Source organism: Pseudomonas sp. App30, assembly GCF_047947025.1.
GTDB lineage: Bacteria > Pseudomonadota > Gammaproteobacteria > Pseudomonadales > Pseudomonadaceae > Aquipseudomonas.
In genome coordinates this window covers 4,255,388-4,275,232 of sequence record NZ_CP133165.1, presented here as the reverse complement: position 1 = coordinate 4,275,232, position 19,845 = coordinate 4,255,388, and the positions used below count along the sequence as shown (strand labels likewise).

The 19,845-nt window shown below is 64.8% G+C and carries 15 protein-coding genes, 2 tRNA genes and 1 pseudogene; 2 read left to right on the top strand and 16 right to left on the bottom strand.

What is annotated here, in order from left to right; translation table 11 throughout:
* Window positions 1-25: 25 nt before the first annotated feature.
* The 3 genes from rpsF to rnr form a co-directional block, all read right to left on the bottom strand.
* The gene (gene rpsF / locus RAM80_RS19930; RefSeq protein ID WP_027979704.1) at window positions 26-451 is read right to left on the bottom strand and encodes a 30S ribosomal protein S6; all 426 of its coding nucleotides are present in this window, start codon (window positions 449-451) and stop codon (window positions 26-28) included.
* 279 nt (window positions 452-730) lie between these two features.
* Window positions 731-1,477, bottom strand: coding sequence for a 23S rRNA (guanosine(2251)-2'-O)-methyltransferase RlmB (rlmB, locus tag RAM80_RS19925; RefSeq protein WP_416422162.1), 747 nt, complete (start codon window positions 1,475-1,477; stop codon window positions 731-733).
* Window positions 1,474-4,116 (bottom strand): ribonuclease R, encoded by a 2,643-nt coding sequence (gene rnr, locus RAM80_RS19920; RefSeq protein WP_416422161.1) that lies wholly within the window; start codon window positions 4,114-4,116, stop codon window positions 1,474-1,476. The genes rlmB and rnr overlap by 4 nt, the downstream gene beginning before the upstream one ends.
* 226 nt (window positions 4,117-4,342) lie before the next feature.
* Between rnr and RAM80_RS19915 the strand changes: the two genes are divergently transcribed.
* Together RAM80_RS19915 and RAM80_RS19910 are read left to right on the top strand one after the other, a co-directional pair.
* Window positions 4,343-4,429, top strand: a tRNA-Leu gene (locus RAM80_RS19915).
* 185 nt (window positions 4,430-4,614) lie between these two features.
* Window positions 4,615-4,701 (top strand) — tRNA-Leu (locus RAM80_RS19910).
* 129 nt (window positions 4,702-4,830) lie between these two features.
* On the opposite strand, the gene RAM80_RS19905 is transcribed toward RAM80_RS19910, so the two are convergent.
* From RAM80_RS19905 to RAM80_RS19845, 13 genes and pseudogenes are all read right to left on the bottom strand, one after another.
* Window positions 4,831-5,535 carry a methyl-accepting chemotaxis protein gene (locus RAM80_RS19905; RefSeq protein ID WP_416427527.1) on the bottom strand — a complete coding sequence of 235 codons (705 nt, stop codon included), beginning with the start codon at window positions 5,533-5,535 and terminating at the stop codon, window positions 4,831-4,833.
* 201 nt (window positions 5,536-5,736) lie between these two features.
* A pseudogene (locus tag RAM80_RS19900) lies at window positions 5,737-5,886 on the bottom strand (hypothetical protein); the annotation flags it as partial.
* A gap of 1,018 nt (window positions 5,887-6,904) precedes the next feature.
* A complete protein-coding gene (locus tag RAM80_RS19895) occupies window positions 6,905-8,197 on the bottom strand; it encodes an adenylosuccinate synthase (protein WP_027979707.1) in 1,293 nt (430 codons plus the stop codon).
* A 54-nt stretch (window positions 8,198-8,251) separates the two neighbouring features.
* Window positions 8,252-9,439, bottom strand: coding sequence for an ATP phosphoribosyltransferase regulatory subunit (locus RAM80_RS19890; RefSeq protein ID WP_416422160.1), 1,188 nt, complete (start codon window positions 9,437-9,439; stop codon window positions 8,252-8,254).
* Window positions 9,440-9,724: 285 nt separating this feature from the next.
* The gene (gene hflC / locus RAM80_RS19885) at window positions 9,725-10,594 is read right to left on the bottom strand and encodes a protease modulator HflC (RefSeq protein ID WP_416422159.1); all 870 of its coding nucleotides are present in this window, start codon (window positions 10,592-10,594) and stop codon (window positions 9,725-9,727) included.
* Window positions 10,594-11,769, bottom strand: coding sequence for an FtsH protease activity modulator HflK (gene hflK, locus RAM80_RS19880; protein WP_416422158.1), 1,176 nt, complete (start codon window positions 11,767-11,769; stop codon window positions 10,594-10,596). Before hflK ends, hflC begins: the two co-directional genes overlap by 1 nt.
* Window positions 11,770-11,865: 96 nt before the next feature.
* A complete protein-coding gene (gene hflX, locus RAM80_RS19875) occupies window positions 11,866-13,167 on the bottom strand; it encodes a ribosome rescue GTPase HflX (protein WP_416422157.1) in 1,302 nt (433 codons plus the stop codon).
* A 12-nt stretch (window positions 13,168-13,179) separates the two neighbouring features.
* Complete coding sequence (gene hfq, locus RAM80_RS19870; protein WP_008368554.1) at window positions 13,180-13,440, bottom strand: RNA chaperone Hfq; 261 nt, start codon at window positions 13,438-13,440, stop codon at window positions 13,180-13,182.
* A gap of 95 nt (window positions 13,441-13,535) precedes the next feature.
* Window positions 13,536-14,507: a tRNA (adenosine(37)-N6)-dimethylallyltransferase MiaA gene (gene miaA, locus RAM80_RS19865; protein ID WP_416422156.1), complete on the bottom strand. Its 972-nt coding sequence runs from the start codon at window positions 14,505-14,507 to the stop codon at window positions 13,536-13,538.
* A 5-nt stretch (window positions 14,508-14,512) separates the two neighbouring features.
* Entirely contained in the window at window positions 14,513-16,411 is a 1,899-nt protein-coding gene (mutL, locus tag RAM80_RS19860; RefSeq protein WP_416422155.1) for a DNA mismatch repair endonuclease MutL, read from the bottom strand.
* A complete protein-coding gene (locus RAM80_RS19855; protein ID WP_416422154.1) occupies window positions 16,408-17,832 on the bottom strand; it encodes an N-acetylmuramoyl-L-alanine amidase in 1,425 nt (474 codons plus the stop codon). The genes mutL and RAM80_RS19855 overlap by 4 nt, the downstream gene beginning before the upstream one ends.
* Window positions 17,833-17,838: 6 nt before the next feature.
* The gene (gene tsaE, locus RAM80_RS19850; RefSeq protein WP_416422153.1) at window positions 17,839-18,309 is read right to left on the bottom strand and encodes a tRNA (adenosine(37)-N6)-threonylcarbamoyltransferase complex ATPase subunit type 1 TsaE; all 471 of its coding nucleotides are present in this window, start codon (window positions 18,307-18,309) and stop codon (window positions 17,839-17,841) included.
* A complete protein-coding gene (locus RAM80_RS19845) occupies window positions 18,297-19,796 on the bottom strand; it encodes an NAD(P)H-hydrate dehydratase (protein WP_416422152.1) in 1,500 nt (499 codons plus the stop codon). Before RAM80_RS19845 ends, tsaE begins: the two co-directional genes overlap by 13 nt.
* Between the last annotated feature and the right edge of the window lie 49 nt (window positions 19,797-19,845).

The following is a 19,845-nucleotide window of genomic DNA, read 5'->3' as shown; positions in this document are numbered from 1 at the left end:
ATTGGCTCCTCAAAAGGTCCGTGGATTACTCGTCAGCGTTATCGCTGGCGTCGCTGTTGTCGCTGTCATCGCCATCGGCGCTGTCAGCATGCTCAGGACGGTCACGACGCTCACGGCGCTCGCTGCGGTTTTCTTCGGCCTTGAGCATCTCGGACTGACCAGTTACGGCTTCGTCGCGACGGATGACCAGGTTACGGATCACGGCATCGTTGTAACGGAAGTTGTCTTCCAGCTCGGCCAGGGCCTTGCCAGTGCACTCAACGTTCAGCATCACGTAGTGAGCCTTGTGAACATTGTTGATTGCGTAGGCCAGTTGACGACGGCCCCAGTCTTCCAGACGGTGGATTTTGCCGCCGTCTTCTTCGATCAGCTTGGTGTAACGCTCAACCATGCCGCCGACTTGCTCGCTCTGGTCAGGGTGGACCAGAAAGATGATTTCGTAATGACGCATGAATGCTCCTTACGGGTTGTAGCCTGCCGCCAGGGCGGTCAGACAAGGAGTGAATGACACTGTATGTCTTGCTCGCGGAAAAGGTGATGGCGATGAACTGCCGGCACCTGCCGTCGAGGCAAGGGGCGCAATTGTAGAGAAGGGAGTGGGGACAAGCAAGGGAATTGGCGAATATTTGAACAGCTTTCGCCGGAATGCAAATCCCCGTAGCAGCTGCCGCAGGCTGCGTCGCCTTTAACAGCGACGCAGCCTTCGGCAGCTGCTACGGGGATGAGTGTGTTACTTCTTGGTGTTGCGCTGACGGACGGCTTCGAACAGGCACACGCCCGTGGCCACCGACACGTTCAGGCTGCTGACGCTGCCATGCATCGGCAGTTTCACCAGGTAGTCGCAGTGCTCGCGGGTCAGGCGGCGCATGCCCTTGCCTTCGGCGCCCATCACCAGGATGGTCGGCCCGGTCATGTCGTGCTGGTACAGCTCCTGCTCGGCTTCACCGGCAGTGCCCACTACCCACAGGCCGCGCTGCTGGAGTTTCTCCAGGGTGCGCGCCAGGTTGGTCACGGCCACCAGCGGGATCACCTCGGCCGCGCCGCAGGCGACCTTGCGCACTGCCGGGGTCAGGGTGGCCGACTTGTCCTTGGGCACGATCACTGCCAGCACGCCGGCGGCGTCGGCGGTGCGCAGGCAGGCGCCGAGGTTGTGCGGATCGGTCACGCCGTCCAGCACCAACAGCAGCGGCGCGCCTTCGGTGCGGTCCAGCAGCTCGTCGAGCATAGCCTCGCCCCACACCTGGCTTGGGCTGACCTCAGCCACAACGCCCTGGTGCACGCCTTCAACCCAGGCGTCCATCTCGCGACGTTCGGCCTGGCCCACCGACACGCGGTTTTCCGCGGCCAGGGCGATCAGCGGCTGTACGCGCGGGTCGTTGCGGCTTTCCGCCAACCAGATCTGCTTGACCCGCTTGGGGTGGTGACGCAACAGGGCTTCCACGGCGTGCACGCCGTAGATCTTTTCCAACTGACTCATGACTTCGCCTTCGGTTTACGGGCGCCCGATTTCGACGGGCCCTTGCGGTGCGTGGTGGGCTTGCTGGCGCCGCCGGACTTGTCCGAACGCGCCGGCTTGCCCGCGCCGCCCTTGGCCTCGGCCAGCAGCGCTTTTTTCATTTCACGGCTCTTGCGCACATCGGCGTTGTTGGCCGCGGCATCCGACGCACGGTAGGCGCTGGCCGACTCCGAGGACTTGGCCGGGCGCTTCGACGGCTTCGACAGCGGCGCTGCCGGTGCCGGTTTTTCGTACACGGGTTTGTCGTAGGACTTGGCCGCCGGCTTCTTGTCCGCCGACTTGCGCTCAGGCGCTTTCTTCGCCTCAGGCTTTTCGGCCTGGCGATTCTTGCGACCGACGGGTGCGCTGGCGGATTTTTCCGACATGCCGAAGTCGATCTTGCGCTCGTCCAGGTCGACGCGCATCACCTGCACTTCCACCGTGTCGCCGAGGCGGAAGCTACGGCCGGTGCGCTCGCCCGCCAGGCGGTGGTGCACAGGGTCGAAGTGGTAGTAGTCGCCCGGCAGCGCGGTGACGTGCACCAGGCCTTCGACGAAGATGTCGGTCAGCTCCACGAACAGGCCGAAACCGGTCACGGCGGTGATCACGCCCGGGAAGGTCTCGCCCACACGGTCCTTCATGAACTCGCACTTGAGCCAGTTCACCACGTCGCGAGTGGCTTCGTCGGCACGGCGCTCGCTCATCGAGCACTGCTCGCCCAGTTGCTCCAGGGCCGGCTCGTCGTACGGGTAGATGCGCGCTTTCGGAATGGTCATGGCACCGGCACGCTTGACGTGCGGGGTGTCCATCTTCGAGCGGATCACACTGCGGATGGCGCGGTGGGTCAGCAGGTCCGGGTAGCGACGGATCGGCGAGGTGAAGTGGGTGTACGCCTCGTAGTTCAGGCCGAAGTGGCCGTTGTTCTCGGCGCTGTACACCGCCTGGCTCAGGGAGCGCAGCATCACGGTCTGGATCACGTGGAAGTCCGGGCGGTCCTGGATGTTTTCCAGCAGCGCGCGGTAGTCCTTGGGCGACGGACCATCCTTGCCCTTGTTGATCGACAGGCCCAGCTCGCCGAGGAAGGCGCGCAGTTTTTCCAGGCGCTCTGGCGGCGGACCGTCGTGCACGCGGTACAGGGCCGGGATTTCATGCTTCTGCAGGAACTCGGCGGTGGCCACGTTGGCGGCCAGCATGCACTCTTCGATCAGCTTGTGGGCGTCGTTGCGCACGGTCGGCTTGATTTCGGCGATCTTGCGCTCGGAACCGAAGACGATGCGGGTTTCCTGGGTCTCGAAGTCGATGGCGCCACGGGCATGGCGGGCACCCAACAGCACCTTGTACATGGCGTACAGTTGCTTGAGGTGCGGCAGCACATCGCCATACTCGCCGCGCAAGGCCTTGGCCTCGCTGGTGCGCGAGTGCTCGAGCATGGTGCTGACCTTGTTGTAGGTCAGGCGCGCATGGGAGTGGATCACCGCCTCGTAGAACTGGTAGTCGGTCATCTCGCCGGTCTTGGAGATGGTCATCTCGCAGACCATGGCCAGGCGGTCGACGTGCGGGTTCAGCGAGCACAGGCCGTTGGACAGTTCCTCGGGCAGCATCGGGATCACGCGCTCGGGGAAGTACACGGAGTTGCCGCGCACTTGGGCCTCTTCGTCCAGGGCCGAGCCCAGCTTGACGTAGCTGGACACGTCGGCGATGGCCACGTACAGCTTCCAGCCGCCATTGAACAGGCGCAGCTTGCTCTTGGCTTCGCAATAAACGGCGTCGTCGAAGTCGCGGGCGTCTTCGCCGTCGATGGTGACGAACGGCAGGTGGCGCAGGTCAACGCGGTTCTGCTTGTCCTTTTCCTCGACTTCCGGCTTCAGCTTCGCGGCTTCCTTCAGCACGGCCTGTGGCCATACGTGCGGGATGTCGTAGGTGCGCAGCGCCACGTCGATTTCCATGCCCGGCGCCATGTAGTTGCCGACCACTTCGATGACATCGCCCTGGGGCTGGAAGCGCGGGGTCGGCCAGTGGGTGATTTTCACCTCCACGAACTGGCCGATCTTGGCGCCGGCGTTGCGGCCCGGGGTAATCAGTACTTCCTGATTGACCTTGGGGTTGTCCGGCGTCACGAAGCCGATGCCGCCCTCTTCAAAGTAGCGGCCGACGATGGTCTCGTGACCACGGGACACCACTTCGACGATCACGCCTTCACGACGACCACGACGGTCCAGGCCGGAAACACGGGCCAGGGCACGGTCGCCGTCGAACACCAGGCGCATTTGCGCCGGGCTCATGAACAGGTCGTCGGAGCCGTCGTCGGGGATCAGGAAGCCGAAACCGTCGCGGTGGCCGGCGATGCGACCGGCGATCAGGTCCAGCTTATCCACAGGGGCGTAGGTGCCACGGCGGGTGTAGATCAGTTGCGCATCGCGCTCCATGGCGCGCAGGCGACGACGCAAGGCCTCGACCTGGTCCTCGGTGGTCAGCCCGAACTCGTCTACCAGCTGCTCGCGGCTGGCGGGTGAGCCGCGCTCGTCGAGGTGCTGGAGGATCAGCTCACGGCTGGGAATAGGGTTTTCGTATTTTTCCGCTTCACGAGCGGCCTCGGGATCGAGGGACTGCCAATCGGCCATTAGAGAAATTTCACCTTGTCTATATAAGGGTTAGTTTGGCATACGCGTATTGAAACGGGAAATTTCACGGTTTGACAGCCCCGCATTGCCGCATCTTCCAGTAAAAAAGGCACCGCGTGGAAGAAACCTGGAAAAAACCTAAACTTTTTTAACAACAGGGGTTTACAGGTCAAAAGACTGCCCGTATAGTGCGCGCCATCGACAACGCAAACGCGCTGAAGATGATGCCCAGATGGTGAAATTGGTAGACACGCCAGCTTCAGGTGCTGGTGACCTTACGGTCGTGGAAGTTCGAGTCTTCTTCTGGGCACCAATTTCTGGCTTGAGATTACAACATCTTGAGCCACTCACAAGAACCCGCGAAAGCGGGTTTTTGCGTTTCAGGGGTCTGAAAAGATTCTTTGAGAAATTTTTGAAAAAAAGTGTTTTCGGGGGTTTACAGGTGTTCGAACCCTCCGTATAGTGCGCACCACAACGACGGACAACGTCGAAGTAGCTGCCCAGATGGTGAAATTGGTAGACACGCCAGCTTCAGGTGCTGGTGACCTTACGGTCGTGGAAGTTCGAGTCTTCTTCTGGGCACCAATTCAGATTCACAGATCAACGATCTCTGAATCATCTCAAAAACCCGCGAAAGCGGGTTTTTGCGTTTCTGCCCTCCAGAAAACCAATCCCCCGGACGCGGCCTGCGGCCGCTGCTACGGGGGATTGGTGTCAGGCTTTGAATTGGCCGATGCTGGCGCGAAGCTGCGCAGCCAGGTTATCCAGCACCTTGCTGCTGGCCGTGGTGTCAGCCACCACCTTCGCCGCGCGCTGGGCCTGGGCGTGGATATTCTCCACCCTGCCCTTCACCGCCTGCGCGCCATCGGCCTGCTGCTCCGCTGCACGGGTGGCCAGGCCTATCGCCGCATGCACCTGCTCCACCGACGCCTGCACGCTTTGCTGCAACCGCGCGCTGTCGCGCAGCACCAGCAAACCTTCGCTGGCCTGGCGCCCGGCCTGGCTGATGGCGGTCACCGCTTCACGGGCGCCCGATTGCAGCGCAGCAATGTGCGCCTGGATATCACCGGTGGAGCTTTGCGTCTTGCTGGCCAGCGCCCGCACCTCATCGGCGACTACCGCGAAGCCACGCCCGGTCTCGCCCGCCCGGGCCGCCTCGATGGCAGCGTTCAGGGCCAGCAGGTTGGTCTGCTCGGCGATGCTCTGGATCACGCTGAGCACCACTTCAATCTGTTGGCTTTGCTCGGCCAGCCGCTCGATGACCTGGGAGCCGTTCTGCACCTGCCCGGCCAGCGCTTCGATCAGGCCGCCTACCTGCGCCGAGGCCTGGGTGTTGGCGTCAGTGGCGGTGCGTATTTCTGCCACCTGCTGCAACGCCGACTGCATGGCGCGGCTTTCGGCCTGGGCCTCGTCGGCCATGGTCGACAACGCCCGGAGGCTGGCGGCCACTTCATTGCTCTGCAGCTGGGCGGCTGCGTCGGCGCCGGCGTTGCGGCGGGCCATCAGGTCGATCTCCTGGCCAGTGCGCTGGGCCACATCACCCGCCTCGCGCACGATGGGCTGGAGTTTGTCGACAAAGCGGTTGACCGCCGCCGCCATGTCGCCGATTTCGTCATGGCTGTCGAGGCGCACACGGCGGGTCAGGTCGCCCTCCCCCGCAGCCAGGTCGTTGAGCGCGGCGATCAGCAGGCGCAGCTTGCTCACCACCCGCCGGCCAAGCACCACCGCCACCAGCAGCAACACGCCCAGGCCTACCAGCGCCAGGGCCATGCCGATGCGCCAGCGCAGGGTGGCCGCCGCCTCCTGCACGCTGCGGGTGGCGTTGCCTTGCATGGCCGCGGCGCTGCCCTGCGCCGCTTCCAGGCGCGCCCTCAGGGCCTTGGAGCTATCGGCAGAGGCGCCCAGCAGGCTGTCGCCCACCAACTGGTCGCCGCTGGCGATCAGGGCGGCGAAGCGCTTGTCCAGCGCACCCAGCTCGGCCTCGACATTGGCCGTGGAGACGCCCATGCGCACCTTGCCGATCTCTGCACCATTGGGGCTGATGGAGGCCTCCACGTAGTACACCGACGGATCGTTTTTCGCCGCGTCCAGCACCTTGTCCAGCGGCCGCTCGCCGGCACCCTTGGCCAAAAGGGCCTGGTTGGTGGGGTTTTCGCGGTTCAGGTAGCGGGTCAGGTGCTCGCCCTGGGCGTCATCGTAGATCACGAACAACACACTGGGGTTGCGCTGGGCCTGGCGGGCGAATTCGGACAAGGTGGGCACGTCGTTGTCCCAGATGGCCCGCGGCGCCACCGAGGCCAGCAGTTGGGCCATGGCATTGGCCGAGTCCTTGAGGTCCTGCTCCAGGGTAGTGCGTATCTGCCCCTGCTCTTCTTCAAGGCGCGAAGACAACCCGGCACTCAGGCGCTGGCGGGTGCTGGCCGAGAGGCCATCGAGCCCGGCGCTGACTTCCTTGCCAGCCTGGTCGAGCTGATCGGTGAGCTGATGGGTGTCCGCCTGCAGGCGCAGGCCCAGGTCGGCCTCCAGCGCGCCCACGGTGCTCCGGGTGAGCGCAACGGCTACCAGCACCTGCACCAAAAGGGCAACGCCCAGGGTAATGAACACGGGCCGCAGCAAACGACTGCGCAGAAGAGAAAGTACGGCCGACACGGGTGATTCCTCTTGTTCCGGGGAGGCCATCAAAATGATGGCACCGACAAGGAATCCTCCCAGCAATCGCCATGCCGCACAGCAGGCAGAAACGACAAAGGGCCCCATAGGGGCCCTTTGTGGTGCAACTCAGCGTTTCTTAGGCGAACGGGTGACGCAGCACGATAGTCTCGTTGCGGTCCGGGCCGGTGGAAACGATGTCGATCGGCGCGCCGACCAGCTCTTCGATGCGCTTGATGTACGCACGGGCAGCGGCTGGCAGTTCGTCCAGGGACTTGGCGCCCAGGGTCGACTCGCTCCAGCCTGGCATCTGCTCGTACACCGGCTCCAGGCCGATGTAGCTGTCAGCGTCGGTCGGCGCGTCGATGACGGCGCCGTCGGCGTTCTTGTAGCCCACGCAGATGTTGATGGTTTCCAGGCCGTCCAGCACGTCCAGCTTGGTCAGGCAGATGCCCGAGATGCTGTTGACGTCGATGGCGCGACGCAGGATGACGGCGTCGAACCAGCCACAACGACGGGCACGGCCGGTGGTGGCACCGAACTCGTGGCCACGCTTGGCCAGGAAGGCACCGACGTCATCGAACAGCTCGGTAGGGAACGGGCCCGAACCGACGCGAGTGGTGTAGGCCTTGGTGATGCCCAGGATGTAGTCCAGGTACATCGGACCCACGCCCGAACCGGTGGCGATGCCGCCAGCCGTGGTGTTGGAGCTGGTGACGTACGGGTAGGTACCGTGGTCGATGTCCAGCAGCGAGCCCTGGGCGCCTTCGAACATGATGTCCTTGCCAGCGCGACGCAGCTCGTGCAGTTCGGCGGTGACGTCGAGCATCATCGGCTTCAGCAGCTCGGCGTATTCCATGCACTCGTCCAGGGTCTTCTGGAAGTCGATGGCCGGCTCTTTGTAGTAATTCACCAGGACGAAGTTATGGTAGTCCAGCAGCTCGCCCAGCTTGGCGGCGAAACGCTCGCGGTGGAACAGGTCACCGATGCGCAGGCCACGGCGTGCCACCTTGTCTTCGTACGCTGGGCCGATGCCGCGGCCGGTGGTGCCGATCTTCAGCTCGCCACGGGCTTTCTCGCGGGCCTGGTCCAGGGCCACGTGGTAGGACAGGATCAGCGGGCAGGATGGGCTGATGCGCAGGCGCTCGCGCACCGGCACGCCCTTCTCTTCCAGCTTGACGATCTCACGCAGCAGGGCGTCGGGTGCTACCACCACGCCGTTGCCGATCAGGCACTGCACGCCTTCGCGCAGCACGCCCGACGGAATCAGGTGCAGGACGGTTTTCTCACCGTCGATCACCAGGGTGTGGCCAGCGTTGTGGCCACCTTGGTAGCGCACTACGGCGGCTGCATGTTCGGTCAGCAGATCAACGATCTTGCCTTTGCCCTCATCACCCCACTGGGTGCCCAGGACTACGACATTCTTACCCATGACACTTGTCCTCATTCGCGCAAACTTGGTGCCGGCGTTGGCCGGCAGGAAAACTCAAGAAGCCAGCGGCAGTACCTGCCACAGCCCGTTCTGCTGAATCAATTGGCGGTCGCAATCGGCCTCGACGGCCGCGCTCAACGCCTGCCCAGGCAACGCCTGGACCACACGCTGGCCTTCACGACGCAGCTGGCAGACCTGCTGCCAGAGTGCCGCATCGGTGCTGTCTGGCATCCAGATGCCACCGCTAGGCAGTTCCACTTCGGCGCGACCCAGGGTAACCAGGGTCTTGAGGTCGGTGGAGAAGCCCGTTGCCGGGCGCGCACGACCGAAGTCGGCGCCGATATCGTCATACCGACCGCCCTGGGCGATCGACTGGCCGACACCCGGGACGAATACCGCGAACACCACACCGGTGTGGTAGTGGTAGCCGCGCAGCTCGCCCAGGTCGAAATACAGGGGCAGCTCGGGGAAACGCGCAGCCAGGCGCTCGGCGATGGCTTGCAGGTCGTCCAGGGCCGCGATCACCGGGGCCGGGGCGTTGGCCAGGCGCACGCGCGCCTCGGCGAACACTTCCGAACCACCGCACAGCTCCACCAGGGCACGCAGCATGGCCGCCAGGTCGGCCGGCAGGCCTTCGGTCAAGGCGATGACTTCGTCGATGGCCTTGCGCTGCAGGGCGTCGAACAGCTGCTGCTCGACGCTGCCCGACAGGCCGGCGGCGCGCGCCAGGCCACGGTAGATGCCCACGTGGCCCAGGTCCATGTGCACATCCGGCACGTCTGCCAGTTGAAGCATAGCCAGCATCAGGCTGATGACTTCGACATCGCTGCTCGGGCTGGCGTCGCCGTACAGCTCGGCACCCAGCTGGATGGGGCTGCGCGAGGACGACAGGGCACGCGGCTGGGCGTGCAGCACGCTGCCGGCGTAGCACAGGCGGCTCGGGCCTTCACGGCGCAGGGTGTGGGCGTCGATGCGCGCCACCTGCGGGGTGATGTCGGCACGGAAGCCCATCTGGCGCCCGGATTGCGGGTCGACGACCTTGAAGGTGCGCAGATCCAGGTCCTGGCCGGCGCCGGTGAGCAGCGACTCCAGGTACTCGATATGCGGGGTGACGACGAACTCGTAGCCCCAGCTCTGGAACAGATCCAACACCTGGCGACGCGCTACTTCGATGCGCGCCGCTTCCGGCGGCAGTACTTCTTCGATGCCATCTGGCAGCAGCCAGCGGTCTACCGTTGCCATTACGCCTTTCCCCTATGATCCGGGCGGCACGCGTTCTTGCGAGCCTTGAGTGAAGCAGGCAACGGCGAGGCAACGTGCGGCGGTTTTCATGCCGCCCTGCCTGCTTGAGCCATTGCCCTCGATTACTTTGGAAACAGTCTGAAACACTATGCAAAAGACTGGCACGAAGGGCCAATCGATCTTGCAGACGCAAAAAAGCCGGGAATTTCCCGGCTGCCGCATCATAACACGTTTTCAGATTTGGTCACCCCGCCGGGCGATTTGACCGCCCGGCGGGTACCTTCATCACGGCTTGTACTTTTCCATGTAGCGGAAGAAATCGCTGCTTGGGTCCAGCACCAGCACGTCGCTCTTGTTGGAGAAGCTTTGACGGTACGCCTGCAGGCTACGGTAGAAGGAGTAGAACTCCTGGTCCTGGCCGTAGGCCTTGGCGTAGATGGCGGCCGCCTGGGCGTCGCCGTCACCGCGGGCTTCCTCGGACTCGCGATAGGCCTCGGCCAGCAACACGCGGCGTTGACGATCGGCGTCGGCACGGATGCCTTCGGCCAACTCGTTACCCTTGGCGCGGTGCTCGCGGGCTTCACGCTCGCGCTCGGTGCTCATGCGGTCGAAGACGCTCTTGTTGACTTCCTTCGGCAGGTCGATGGCCTTCACCCGCACGTCGATGACTTCGATGCCCAACTCGTCGTTGGCCATCTTGTTCAGCGACTCGGTGATGCCCGCCATCAACTCGTCACGCTGGCCCGACACCACTTCGTGCAGGGTGCGCTTGCCGAACTGGTCACGCAGGCCCGATTCCAGGCGGCGGGACAGGCGGTCGTCGGCGATCTGCTTGATACCCGAGGTAGCGGTGTAGAAACGCTCGGCGTCCTTCACGCGCCACTTGGCGTACGCGTCGACCATCACCGCTTTCTTCTCCAGGGTCAGGAACCGCTGGGTCGGGGCGTCGAGGGTCATCAGGCGTGCGTCGAACTTGCGCACCTGGTTCACGTACGGCACTTTCACGTGCAGGCCGGGGGCTACATCGGCCTGTACCACGCGGCCGAAGCGCAGCAGCACGGCGCGCTCGGTCTGGGACACGATGTAGAAACTGTTCCACGCCACGATGGCCAGTACCACGCCAACGATCAGGGCGATCAGTGATTTATTGCCCATCAGCGACTCTCCCTGGAACGCAGTTCACGTTGTTGCTGTTGCAGATCGGCCGCTGCACGGGCGCCCGCCGCGTCGGTCACCGACGGCGTCACGCTGCCCGACGCCACTGGCGCTGGGCCATGGCTGGCATTGACCATCTTGTCCAGCGGCAGGTAGATCAGGTTGTTACCCCCTTTCTCGCTGCTCACCAGCACCTTGCTGGTGTTGCTGTAGACGTCCTGCATGGTTTCCAGGTACAGGCGCTGGCGGGTGACTTCCGGTGCCTTGCGGTACTCGGTCACCAGCTTGGTGAAGCGGTCGGCCTCACCCTTGGCGCGCGACACCACTTCATCGCGGTAGCCGTTGGCGTCCTCGATGATGCGCTGCGCCTGGCCACGGGCCTCGGGCACCACGCCGTTGGCGTAGGTCTCGGCCTGGTTGCGCGAACGCTGCTCGTCTTCACGGGCACGGATCACATCGTCGAAGGCTTCCTGGACTTCACGCGGGGCGGCCGCGCTCTGCACGTTGACCTGGGTAATGGTGATACCGGTCTTGTACGTGTCCATGAAGCCCTGCAGGCGCTTCTTGATCTCGCTGGCCATCAGCTCGCGGCCCTCGGTCAGCACCTGGTCCATGGTGGTGGACCCCACCACGTGGCGCAGGGCGCTGTCGGTGGCGTGCTGCAGGCTGACTTCCGGCTGGTCGACGTTAAGCACGAAGTCCTGCAGGTTGCTGATGCGGTATTGCACGGTCAGCGGCACCTCGACGATGTTCTCGTCCTCGGTGAGCATCTGCCCCTGCTTGGTGTACGTACGCTCGCGCGTCACGTTTTCCAGGTACTTCTTGTCGATGGGCGGGAAGTAGATATTCAGGCCCGAACCGACGGTCTCGTAGTACTTGCCGAAGCGCAGCACCACGGCCTGCTCCTGCTCGTCCACCACGTAGATGGCGCTGTACAGCCAGATAGCCGCCAGCACGACCAGCCCGATCCCGAGCAGGCCGAAGCCACCGCCCCTGGACGAACCGCCGCCATCACCCGTGCGTTTTTTTCCACCACCGAACAAACCGTTCAGGCTTTCCTGCAGCTTTCGGAAGGCTTCGTCGAGATCCGGTGGCCCCTTGCGGTCGCCCCCACGGCGCTTGCCACCCCAAGGATCCTGATTGTTCGAGTTGCCACCCGGCTCATTCCAAGCCATAGCGCTCTCCATCTGATAAAGCAAAGACGCACCCACGGCGCGCCAACCAATGCTACAGAATGCCCGAGCTCGCGGCATCGCCGCATTGCAGGGCTTTTATTGCAAAGTGTGTTGCTCGATGAATTCCAGCGGTTCCATCCCTGCCCGGCTGACCAGACGGTTGAGTTCGACACGAGGCACGCGCACCGCCAGCAGGCTGGCGCCCTCCTCGTCATGCGTCTCGCTCTGCACCACACCCATCTCGAAGAACTGCGCTCGCAGGCGCCCCATGCGTTGCGGCAGGCGCAGGGTGCCGACGAACAGGTCGTCACCCAGAAGCTCCGCCACGGCCTGTTTCACCAGGTCCAGGCCACGCCCGTCACGCGCCGAAACCCAGACCCGCTGCGGCTTGCCGTCGGCATCGCGCTGGATCTGCGGCTCTACCCCCTCAAGCAGGTCGAGTTTGTTATACACCTCCAGGATCGGCAACCCTTGGGCACCGATCTCGGTGAGCACCGCCATGACCTGTTCGATCTGCGCCATGCGCTCCGGCTCATGGGCGTCGATCACGTGCAGCAGCAGGTCGGAGTTGCTCGACTCTTCGAGCGTAGCCCGGAAAGCCTCGACAAGCTTGTGCGGCAGGTGGCGAATGAAACCCACGGTGTCGGCGAGGATCACCGGCCCCAGGTCGTCCAGCTCGAGGCGACGCAGGGTCGGGTCGAGGGTGGCGAACAGTTGGTCGGCGGCGTACACCTCGGACGAGGTCACGGCGTTGAACAGGGTCGATTTGCCGGCGTTGGTGTAGCCCACCAGTGAAATCGAAGGGATGTCGGCACGGCGCCGGCCACGACGGGCCTGCTCGCGCTGGCTGCGCACCTTCTCCAGCCGGCCCTTGATCTGGCGCAGGCGTACCCGCAGCAGGCGGCGGTCGGTTTCCAGCTGGGTTTCACCCGGGCCACGCAGGCCGATACCGCCTTTCTGGCGCTCAAGGTGGGTCCAGCCGCGAACCAGTCGCGTACTCATGTGCTCGAGCTGGGCGAGTTCCACCTGCAGCTTGCCTTCATGGGTGCGCGCCCGCTGGGCGAAGATATCCAGGATCAGACCGGTACGGTCCAGCACGCGACACTCGAAAGCACGCTCGAGGTTACGTTCCTGGGAAGGTGTGAGGGTGTGATTGAAAATCACCAGATCTACCTGTTCGGCTTTGACCCGGTCGCGCAATTCCTCGACCTTGCCGCTGCCAATCAGGTATTTGGCCGTGGGCTGATGCCGCGCCACGTTGACGAACGCGACAGTTTCGGCGCCGGCCGACGTGGCCAGCTCCTGAAACTCCTGCGGATCTTCGCGCGCCTCAGGGTCCTGACCATCCAAGTGAACGAGAATTGCCCGCTCACCACCACCGTGGCGCTCAAAGAACAAAGCAGACTCCTATCAGGCGTTACCTGGTTCGACGTCGCCATGCTCGGATTCGGTTGCGCTAGGCAGACGGATCGGGCGTACGGGAACGACGGTGGAGACAGCGTGCTTGTAGACCATCTGGCTGACGGTGTTCTTCAGCAGAATCACGAACTGGTCGAACGATTCGATCGTACCTTGCAACTTGATACCGTTAACGAGATAGATCGAAACACCGACCTTCTCTTTACGCAATGTATTCAAGTAAGGGTCTTGTAGCGAATGCCCTTTTGACATGTGCCGCACTCCTTTAAGGATCAATAGTAAGAAAAATCAGAAAAAATGATGGCTTAGGCCGTCTCACCCCAAGGATAGACGGCAATTACAAGGACTCAGCTCAATATGGAGACCGTTCCAAGGTATTTCAAGGTGCGTGGCAGATTGTCACAAGCCAGACTGTCCAGCCAGTGAAGATCACCGAAGCTTCTAAGCCAGGTGAACTGTCGCTTGGCCAGTTGGCGTGTAGCGATGATGCCCCGCTCCTGCATTTCCACCGAGCTCAGCTTGCCATCCAGATGATCCCAGACCTGGCGATACCCCACCGCACGTATAGACGGCAGGCCCGCGTGCAAGTCACTTCTGGCACGCAGGGCTCTGACCTCGTCGACGAAGCCCTGTTCCAGCATTTGCCGAAAACGCAGGGCAATACGGTCGTGCAGCACCTTGCGATCGGTTGGCGCGATCGCCAGGCTGGCAACAGTATAGGGCAATTGACCGCCGCCCGGAGCGCCTGCGTCGGTACTTTGCGCAGATTGACGCGCGCGGTGCTCGGTCATGCTGGAACCGCTTACCCGGTAAACCTCCAGTGCACGGATCAGGCGCTGGGGGTCGTTGGGGTGGATGCGCGCCGCCGATACCGGGTCCACGCGGGCCAGTTCATCGTGCAAGGCCTGCAGCCCGCCGGCCTGGGCCATGGCTTCGAGCTCCTCGCGCACGGCGGCGTCGGCGGCCGGCATGTCGGCCAGGCCATCCAGTAACGCCTTGAAATACAACATCGTGCCACCAACCAGCAACGGGATGTTTCCGCGCGCGCTGATCTCGGCCATCGCCTGCAGGGCGTCGGCGCGGAATTCGGCGGCGGAATAGGCCTGGGCCGGGTCGAGAATGTCGATCAGACGGTGCGGGTGGGCGGCCAGCAGCGCCTTGGAAGGCTTGGCGGTGCCGATATCCATGCCGCGGTAGACCAGCGCCGAGTCGACGCTGATCAGCTCGCAGGGCAGCACCTTGCTCAGTTCAATGGCCAGGTCAGTCTTGCCGGCGGCCGTGGGGCCCATCAGGAATATCGCAGGGGGTAACGCACTCATCGCAATCAACGGCCACGCAGGAATAGTTTGTCCAGATCATCCAGGCCCATCTGGGTCCAGGTCGGTCGGCCATGGTTGCATTGGCCGCTGCGCTCGGTGTTTTCCATGTCGCGCAGCAGGCCGTTCATTTCCGGGATGGCCAGGCGCCGGTTGGCGCGGATGGCGCCGTGGCAGGCCATGGTGCCCAGCAGTTCGTTCAGGTGCGCCTGGATACGGTCACTGGTGCCGTATTCCATCAGGTCGGCCAGCACATCGTGCACCAGGCGGTTGGCCTCGGCCTGCTTGAGCAGCGCCGGGATCTGGCGGATAGCCAGGCTTTCCGGGCCCAGGCGCTGCAGCTCGAAGCCCAGGCGCTGGAACCAGCCCGCGTGTTCCTCGGCGCAGTCGGCCTCGCGCTGGCTGACGGCGATGGACTCGGGCACCAGCAGCGGCTGGCCGCTGAGGCCTTCGCTGGCCATGGCCACCTTCAGGCGCTCGTACATGATGCGCTCGTGGGCGGCGTGCATGTCCACCAGCACCAGGCCCTGGGCGTTCTCGGCAAGAATATAGATGCCCTTGAGCTGCGCCAGCGCGTAGCCCAGCGGCGGGATATCGCCCTGCCCCTCGGGCAGGCTTGGCGCGGCAACCCCGGCTTGCTGGGGCAGCGGCGCGTAGAATTCGCGGTAGGCGGCCTGGGTCTCGGCCGTGGGCATGGGCTGCGCCGGGCGCGGCACATACTGGTAGCCGGCGCCCGAGCTGCTGCTGTAGCCGCGGCTGGCGGGCTCCTGCTGCTGTTGTTCGAGCAGGTTGGCCGCCAGGCGCATCTCGCCCTGGGGGCCAAACTCACCGGCGGCCAGGCCGCTGGGCCGGGCCACGGGCTCGGCGGCCGCAGCCGTGGGCAGCTGGTCTTCGGGACGCACGTCGGCCAGGGCACGGTGCAGGGTGCCATAGAGGAAGTCGTGCACCATGCGCCCGTCACGGAAGCGCACTTCGTGCTTGGTAGGGTGCACGTTGACGTCGACCACCGTGGGGTCGACCTCGAAGAACAGCACGAAGGTCGGATGGCGACCGTTGAACAGCACGTCGCGGTAGGCCTGGCGCACCGCGTGGGCCACCAGTTTGTCGCGCACCGCACGGCCATTGACGAAGAAGTACTGCAGGTCAGCCTGGCTGCGCGAGAAGGTCGGCAGGCCCACCCAGCCCCACAGGTGCAGGCCGTTGCGCTCGATCTCGATGGGCAGCGCCTGCTCCAGGAAACCCGGGCCGCAGATGGACGCCACGCGCCGCGCGCGGGCGATCTCGTCGTTGGCCTCGTGCAGGCTGAGGATGGTCTTGCCGTTGTGGCGCAGGTGGAAGGCCACGTCGAAACGCGCCAGCGCCAGGCGCTTGATCACTTCCTGCAGGTGGTCGAATTCGGTCTTTTCGGTCTTGAGGAACTTGCGCCGCGCCGGGGTGTTGAAGAACAGGTCGCGCACTTCCACCGAGGTGCCCACCGGGTGCGCCGCCGGCTGCACGCGCGGGGCCATGTCGCGGCCTTCGGTTTCCACCTGCCAGGCCTGATCGGCGTCGCGGGTGCGCGAGGTCAGGGTCAGGCGCGCCACCGAGCTGATCGAGGCCAGGGCTTCGCCACGGAAGCCCAGGCTCATCACCCGCTCCAGATCTTCCAGGTCGCGGATCTTGCTGGTGGCGTGACGCGCCAGCGCCAGCGGCAGGTCGTCGGAAGCGATGCCGCCGCCGTCGTCGCGCACGCGCAGCAGCTTGACGCCGCCCTGCTCGACTTCCACGTCGATGCGCCGGGCACCGGAGTCCAGGCTGTTTTCCAGCAGCTCCTTGATCACCGAGGCCGGGCGCTCGACCACCTCACCGGCGGCAATCTGGTTGGCGAGCCGCGGGCTTAGCAGCTCGATGCGTGCAGACGACGTCATTGCTGGGCCGCCAGTACAGTGGCCGGGATATTCAAGGTCTGGCCTATCTTCAGCTCGTCAGTGGTGAGGTTGTTGGCGCTGCGCAAGGTAGCCACCGACTGGTTGTAGCGCACGGCCAGCATCGGCAGGGTTTCGCCGGGGCGCACCACGTGCTCGGTGGGGCCCTGGGCCAGCTTGCCGCTGTCACGCAGCCAGGCGATGTAGGTACCCGGTGGCGGGTTCTGCTGGAAGAACTGGCGCACACCGCTGGTGATGGAACGGGCCAGGGCCTGCTGGTGGCTGGAGCTTTGCAGCTTGGCCGCCTCGCCGGCGTTGGAGATGAACCCGGTTTCCACCAGGATCGACGGAATATCCGGCGACTTCAGCACCATGAAGCCGGCCTGCTCGACCCGCGCCTTGTGCAGCGGCGTCACACGGCCGATATTGCTCAGCACCTTCTGGCCGACGTTGAGGCTGGAGCTGAGCGAGGCGGTCATGGACAGGTCCAGCAGCACGCCGGCAAGCATCTTGTCCTTGTCGTCGAGGCTCACGGCCCCGGCGCCACCGATCAGGTCGGAACGGTTTTCGCTGTCGGCCAGCCAGCGCGCGGTCTCGGAGGTAGCGCCACGTTCGGACAGGGCAAACACCGAGGCGCCCACGGCCGCCGAGGATGGCGCGGCGTCGGCGTGAATGGACACGAACAGGTCGGCGCCCTTCTTGCGGGCGATCTCGGTGCGCTGGCGCAGCGGGATGAAGTAGTCGCCGGTGCGGGTCAGTTCGGCGCGGAAGCCTTTCTCACCGTTGATCTGGCGCTGCAGCTCGCGGGCGATCTGCAGGGTGATGTCTTTTTCATGCTGGCCGCGCGAGCCCGAGGCACCCGGGTCTTCGCCGCCGTGGCCGGCGTCGATGGCGACGATGATGTCGCGCTTGCCGTTGGGCACCGGCGCCAGCTTGATGGCCGGCTGCGCAGGCGTCACCGGCACTGCCGGGGTGGTGGCCACGGTGGGTTCCGGCGGCTGCGGCGCGGCGTCGGCGGCGTTGTCGAACAGGTCGACCACCAGGCGGTTGCCGTACTGCTGGTTGGGCGCCAGGGAGAAGCTTTTCGGCGTCACAGCCTTCTTCAGGTCGATGACCACGCGCAGGTCGGTGGGCGTGCGTTGGGCCGAGCGCACCGAAGTGATCGGCGTGTTGGCGATGGGCAGGTTCAAGGGGCCGGCCAGGGTGGCGCCGTTGATGTCGATGACCAGGCGGTCCGGGGACTGCAGGGTGAACAGGCTGTGTTCCACCGGCCCCGACAGGTCGAACACCAGGCGCGTGTTATCTGGCGCTCGCCACAGGCGAACGCTCTTGACCTGAGAAGCCGCAAACGCGTCGACGACAACTGTCGCCAACAGCAACCCCACGAACGCGACCAGCGCGCGAATGCGCATACAGACACCCACCCAAAATTATTTGATTTCCTGTGCCAGGACGGCACACCACGACTCGCCACGCGCGCCCTGTGGCGTCAGAGTCAGTGAACGGCCGCCCGCGTGGGGGCGTATGGTAATGGTCAGGTCAGGCTTTGGCAAAAAGCCCGCGCCACGCTGAGGCCACTCGATCAGACAGAGAGCGTCACCTTCAAAGTAATCCCGAATGCCAAGAAATTCCAGTTCTTCGGGATCGACAAGGCGATACAGATCAAAATGATAGGCCCGAAAGCTCGGGAACTCGTAAGGTTCCACCAGCGTGAAGGTCGGGCTTTTCACTGCGCCCTCGTGCCCCAGGCCGCGGATCAGGCCCCTGGAGAGCGTGGTTTTGCCTGCGCCCAGGTCGCCTTCGAGGAAAATGACCCCCACCGCCTGGGTAATCTTCGCCAGGCGCCCGCCAAACTCGACCATGGCGTTTTCATCGCCCAGAAACAGCTCTACTTCAGACACGGGGACAACTCCTCAAACAACTGACGAATGGCTGGAATCAGATCGGTGGCCGCCAGCCCGCGGCCATTCACACCTTGCTGCTCGCCGGCGCGGGCATGCAGCCACACGCCCAGGCAGGCGGCATCATACGGGGCCAGGTGCTGGGCCAGAAGCGCCCCCAGCACACCGGCCAGCACGTCGCCCAGGCCGGCGGTGGCCATGGCCGGGTGGCCGTGGGCGCACAGGGCCAGGCGGCCATCGGGGGCGGCGACCAGGCTGCCGGCGCCCTTCAATACACAAATTGCTGAAAACTTCTTGGCCAAGGCCAGCGCCGCGTGGGCACGGTCGGCCTGCACCTGGGCCGTGGTCACGCCCAACAGACGCGCCGCCTCGCCGGGATGCGGGGTGATGATCGAGCCAGCCGGCAGACGCACCAGCCCCTGCGCCAGCTGATTCAATGCGTCGGCATCCCAGACCTGGGCTTGAGAGCCAGTGGCGGCAATGGACAACAGGCTGCGGCCCCAGCTGGCCTGGCCCAGCCCGGGGCCGACTACCAGTACGTCAGCCTTGTCCAGCGGGTCCAGCAGCTGGTTGGACGAATGCACGCCCAGGGTCATCACCTCGGGCAGGCGGGTCAGCGCCGCGGCCACGTGTTCGGCGCGGGTGACCAGGCTGACCATACCGGCGCCGCTGCGCAGCGCGGCCTCGGCGCTCATCAGGGTGGCGCCGCCAGTGCCGTGGTCGCCGCCGATGACCAGCACCTGGCCGTACTGGCCCTTGTGCGCGGTCATGGGCCGCGGCGCCGGCCGCGGCAGCGACGCCGGGCTCAGGCGCCGGGCCACGGCCGGGCTGGCGGCGACGATGGCGGCGTCGGCCTGCAGGCTATCGAACAGCAATTGGCCGACGTGATCGGCGGCCTGGCCGCTGAACAGGCCGAACTTGAGGCCGATAAAGGTCACGGTCAGGTCGGCGTGCACCGCCTGGCCCAACGCCTGGCCGGTGTCGGCGCACAGCCCCGAGGGGATATCCACCGCCAGCACTGGCTGGCCGCTACCGTTGATCGCCTCGATGGCTTCGGCGTACGGCGCGCGCACGGCGCCCTTGAGCCCGGTGCCCAGCAGCGCGTCCACCAGCACGCCCCGCAAGGCCACGCCTGGCAGCCACGGGAGGATGTCCACCTGGGCCGCCCTGGCCTCGGCCAGCGCGCTGGCGGCGTCGCCATTCAGCGCCGAAGTGTCGCCCACCGCGAACACCGTCACCGCCCAGCCGGCGCGGCGCGCCAGGGCGGCCATGAGGAAACCGTCGCCGGCATTGTTGCCGTGGCCGGTCAACACAGTGATCTCGCCAGCCTCCGGCCAGCGCCGGCGCAAGGCGCGCCAGGCGCCGTGGGCGGCGCGCTGCATCAATTCAAAACCATCGGTACCGGCCGCGATCAGGGCGGCATCCAGCGCGCGCACCTGGGCCGCGCTGTACAGCAAGTCGGGCATATCGTCGTCTGGCAGTGGCATGTTTGAACGTTCGCTGGCGATGTCTGGCAGAATTATACCTACCTCAGCA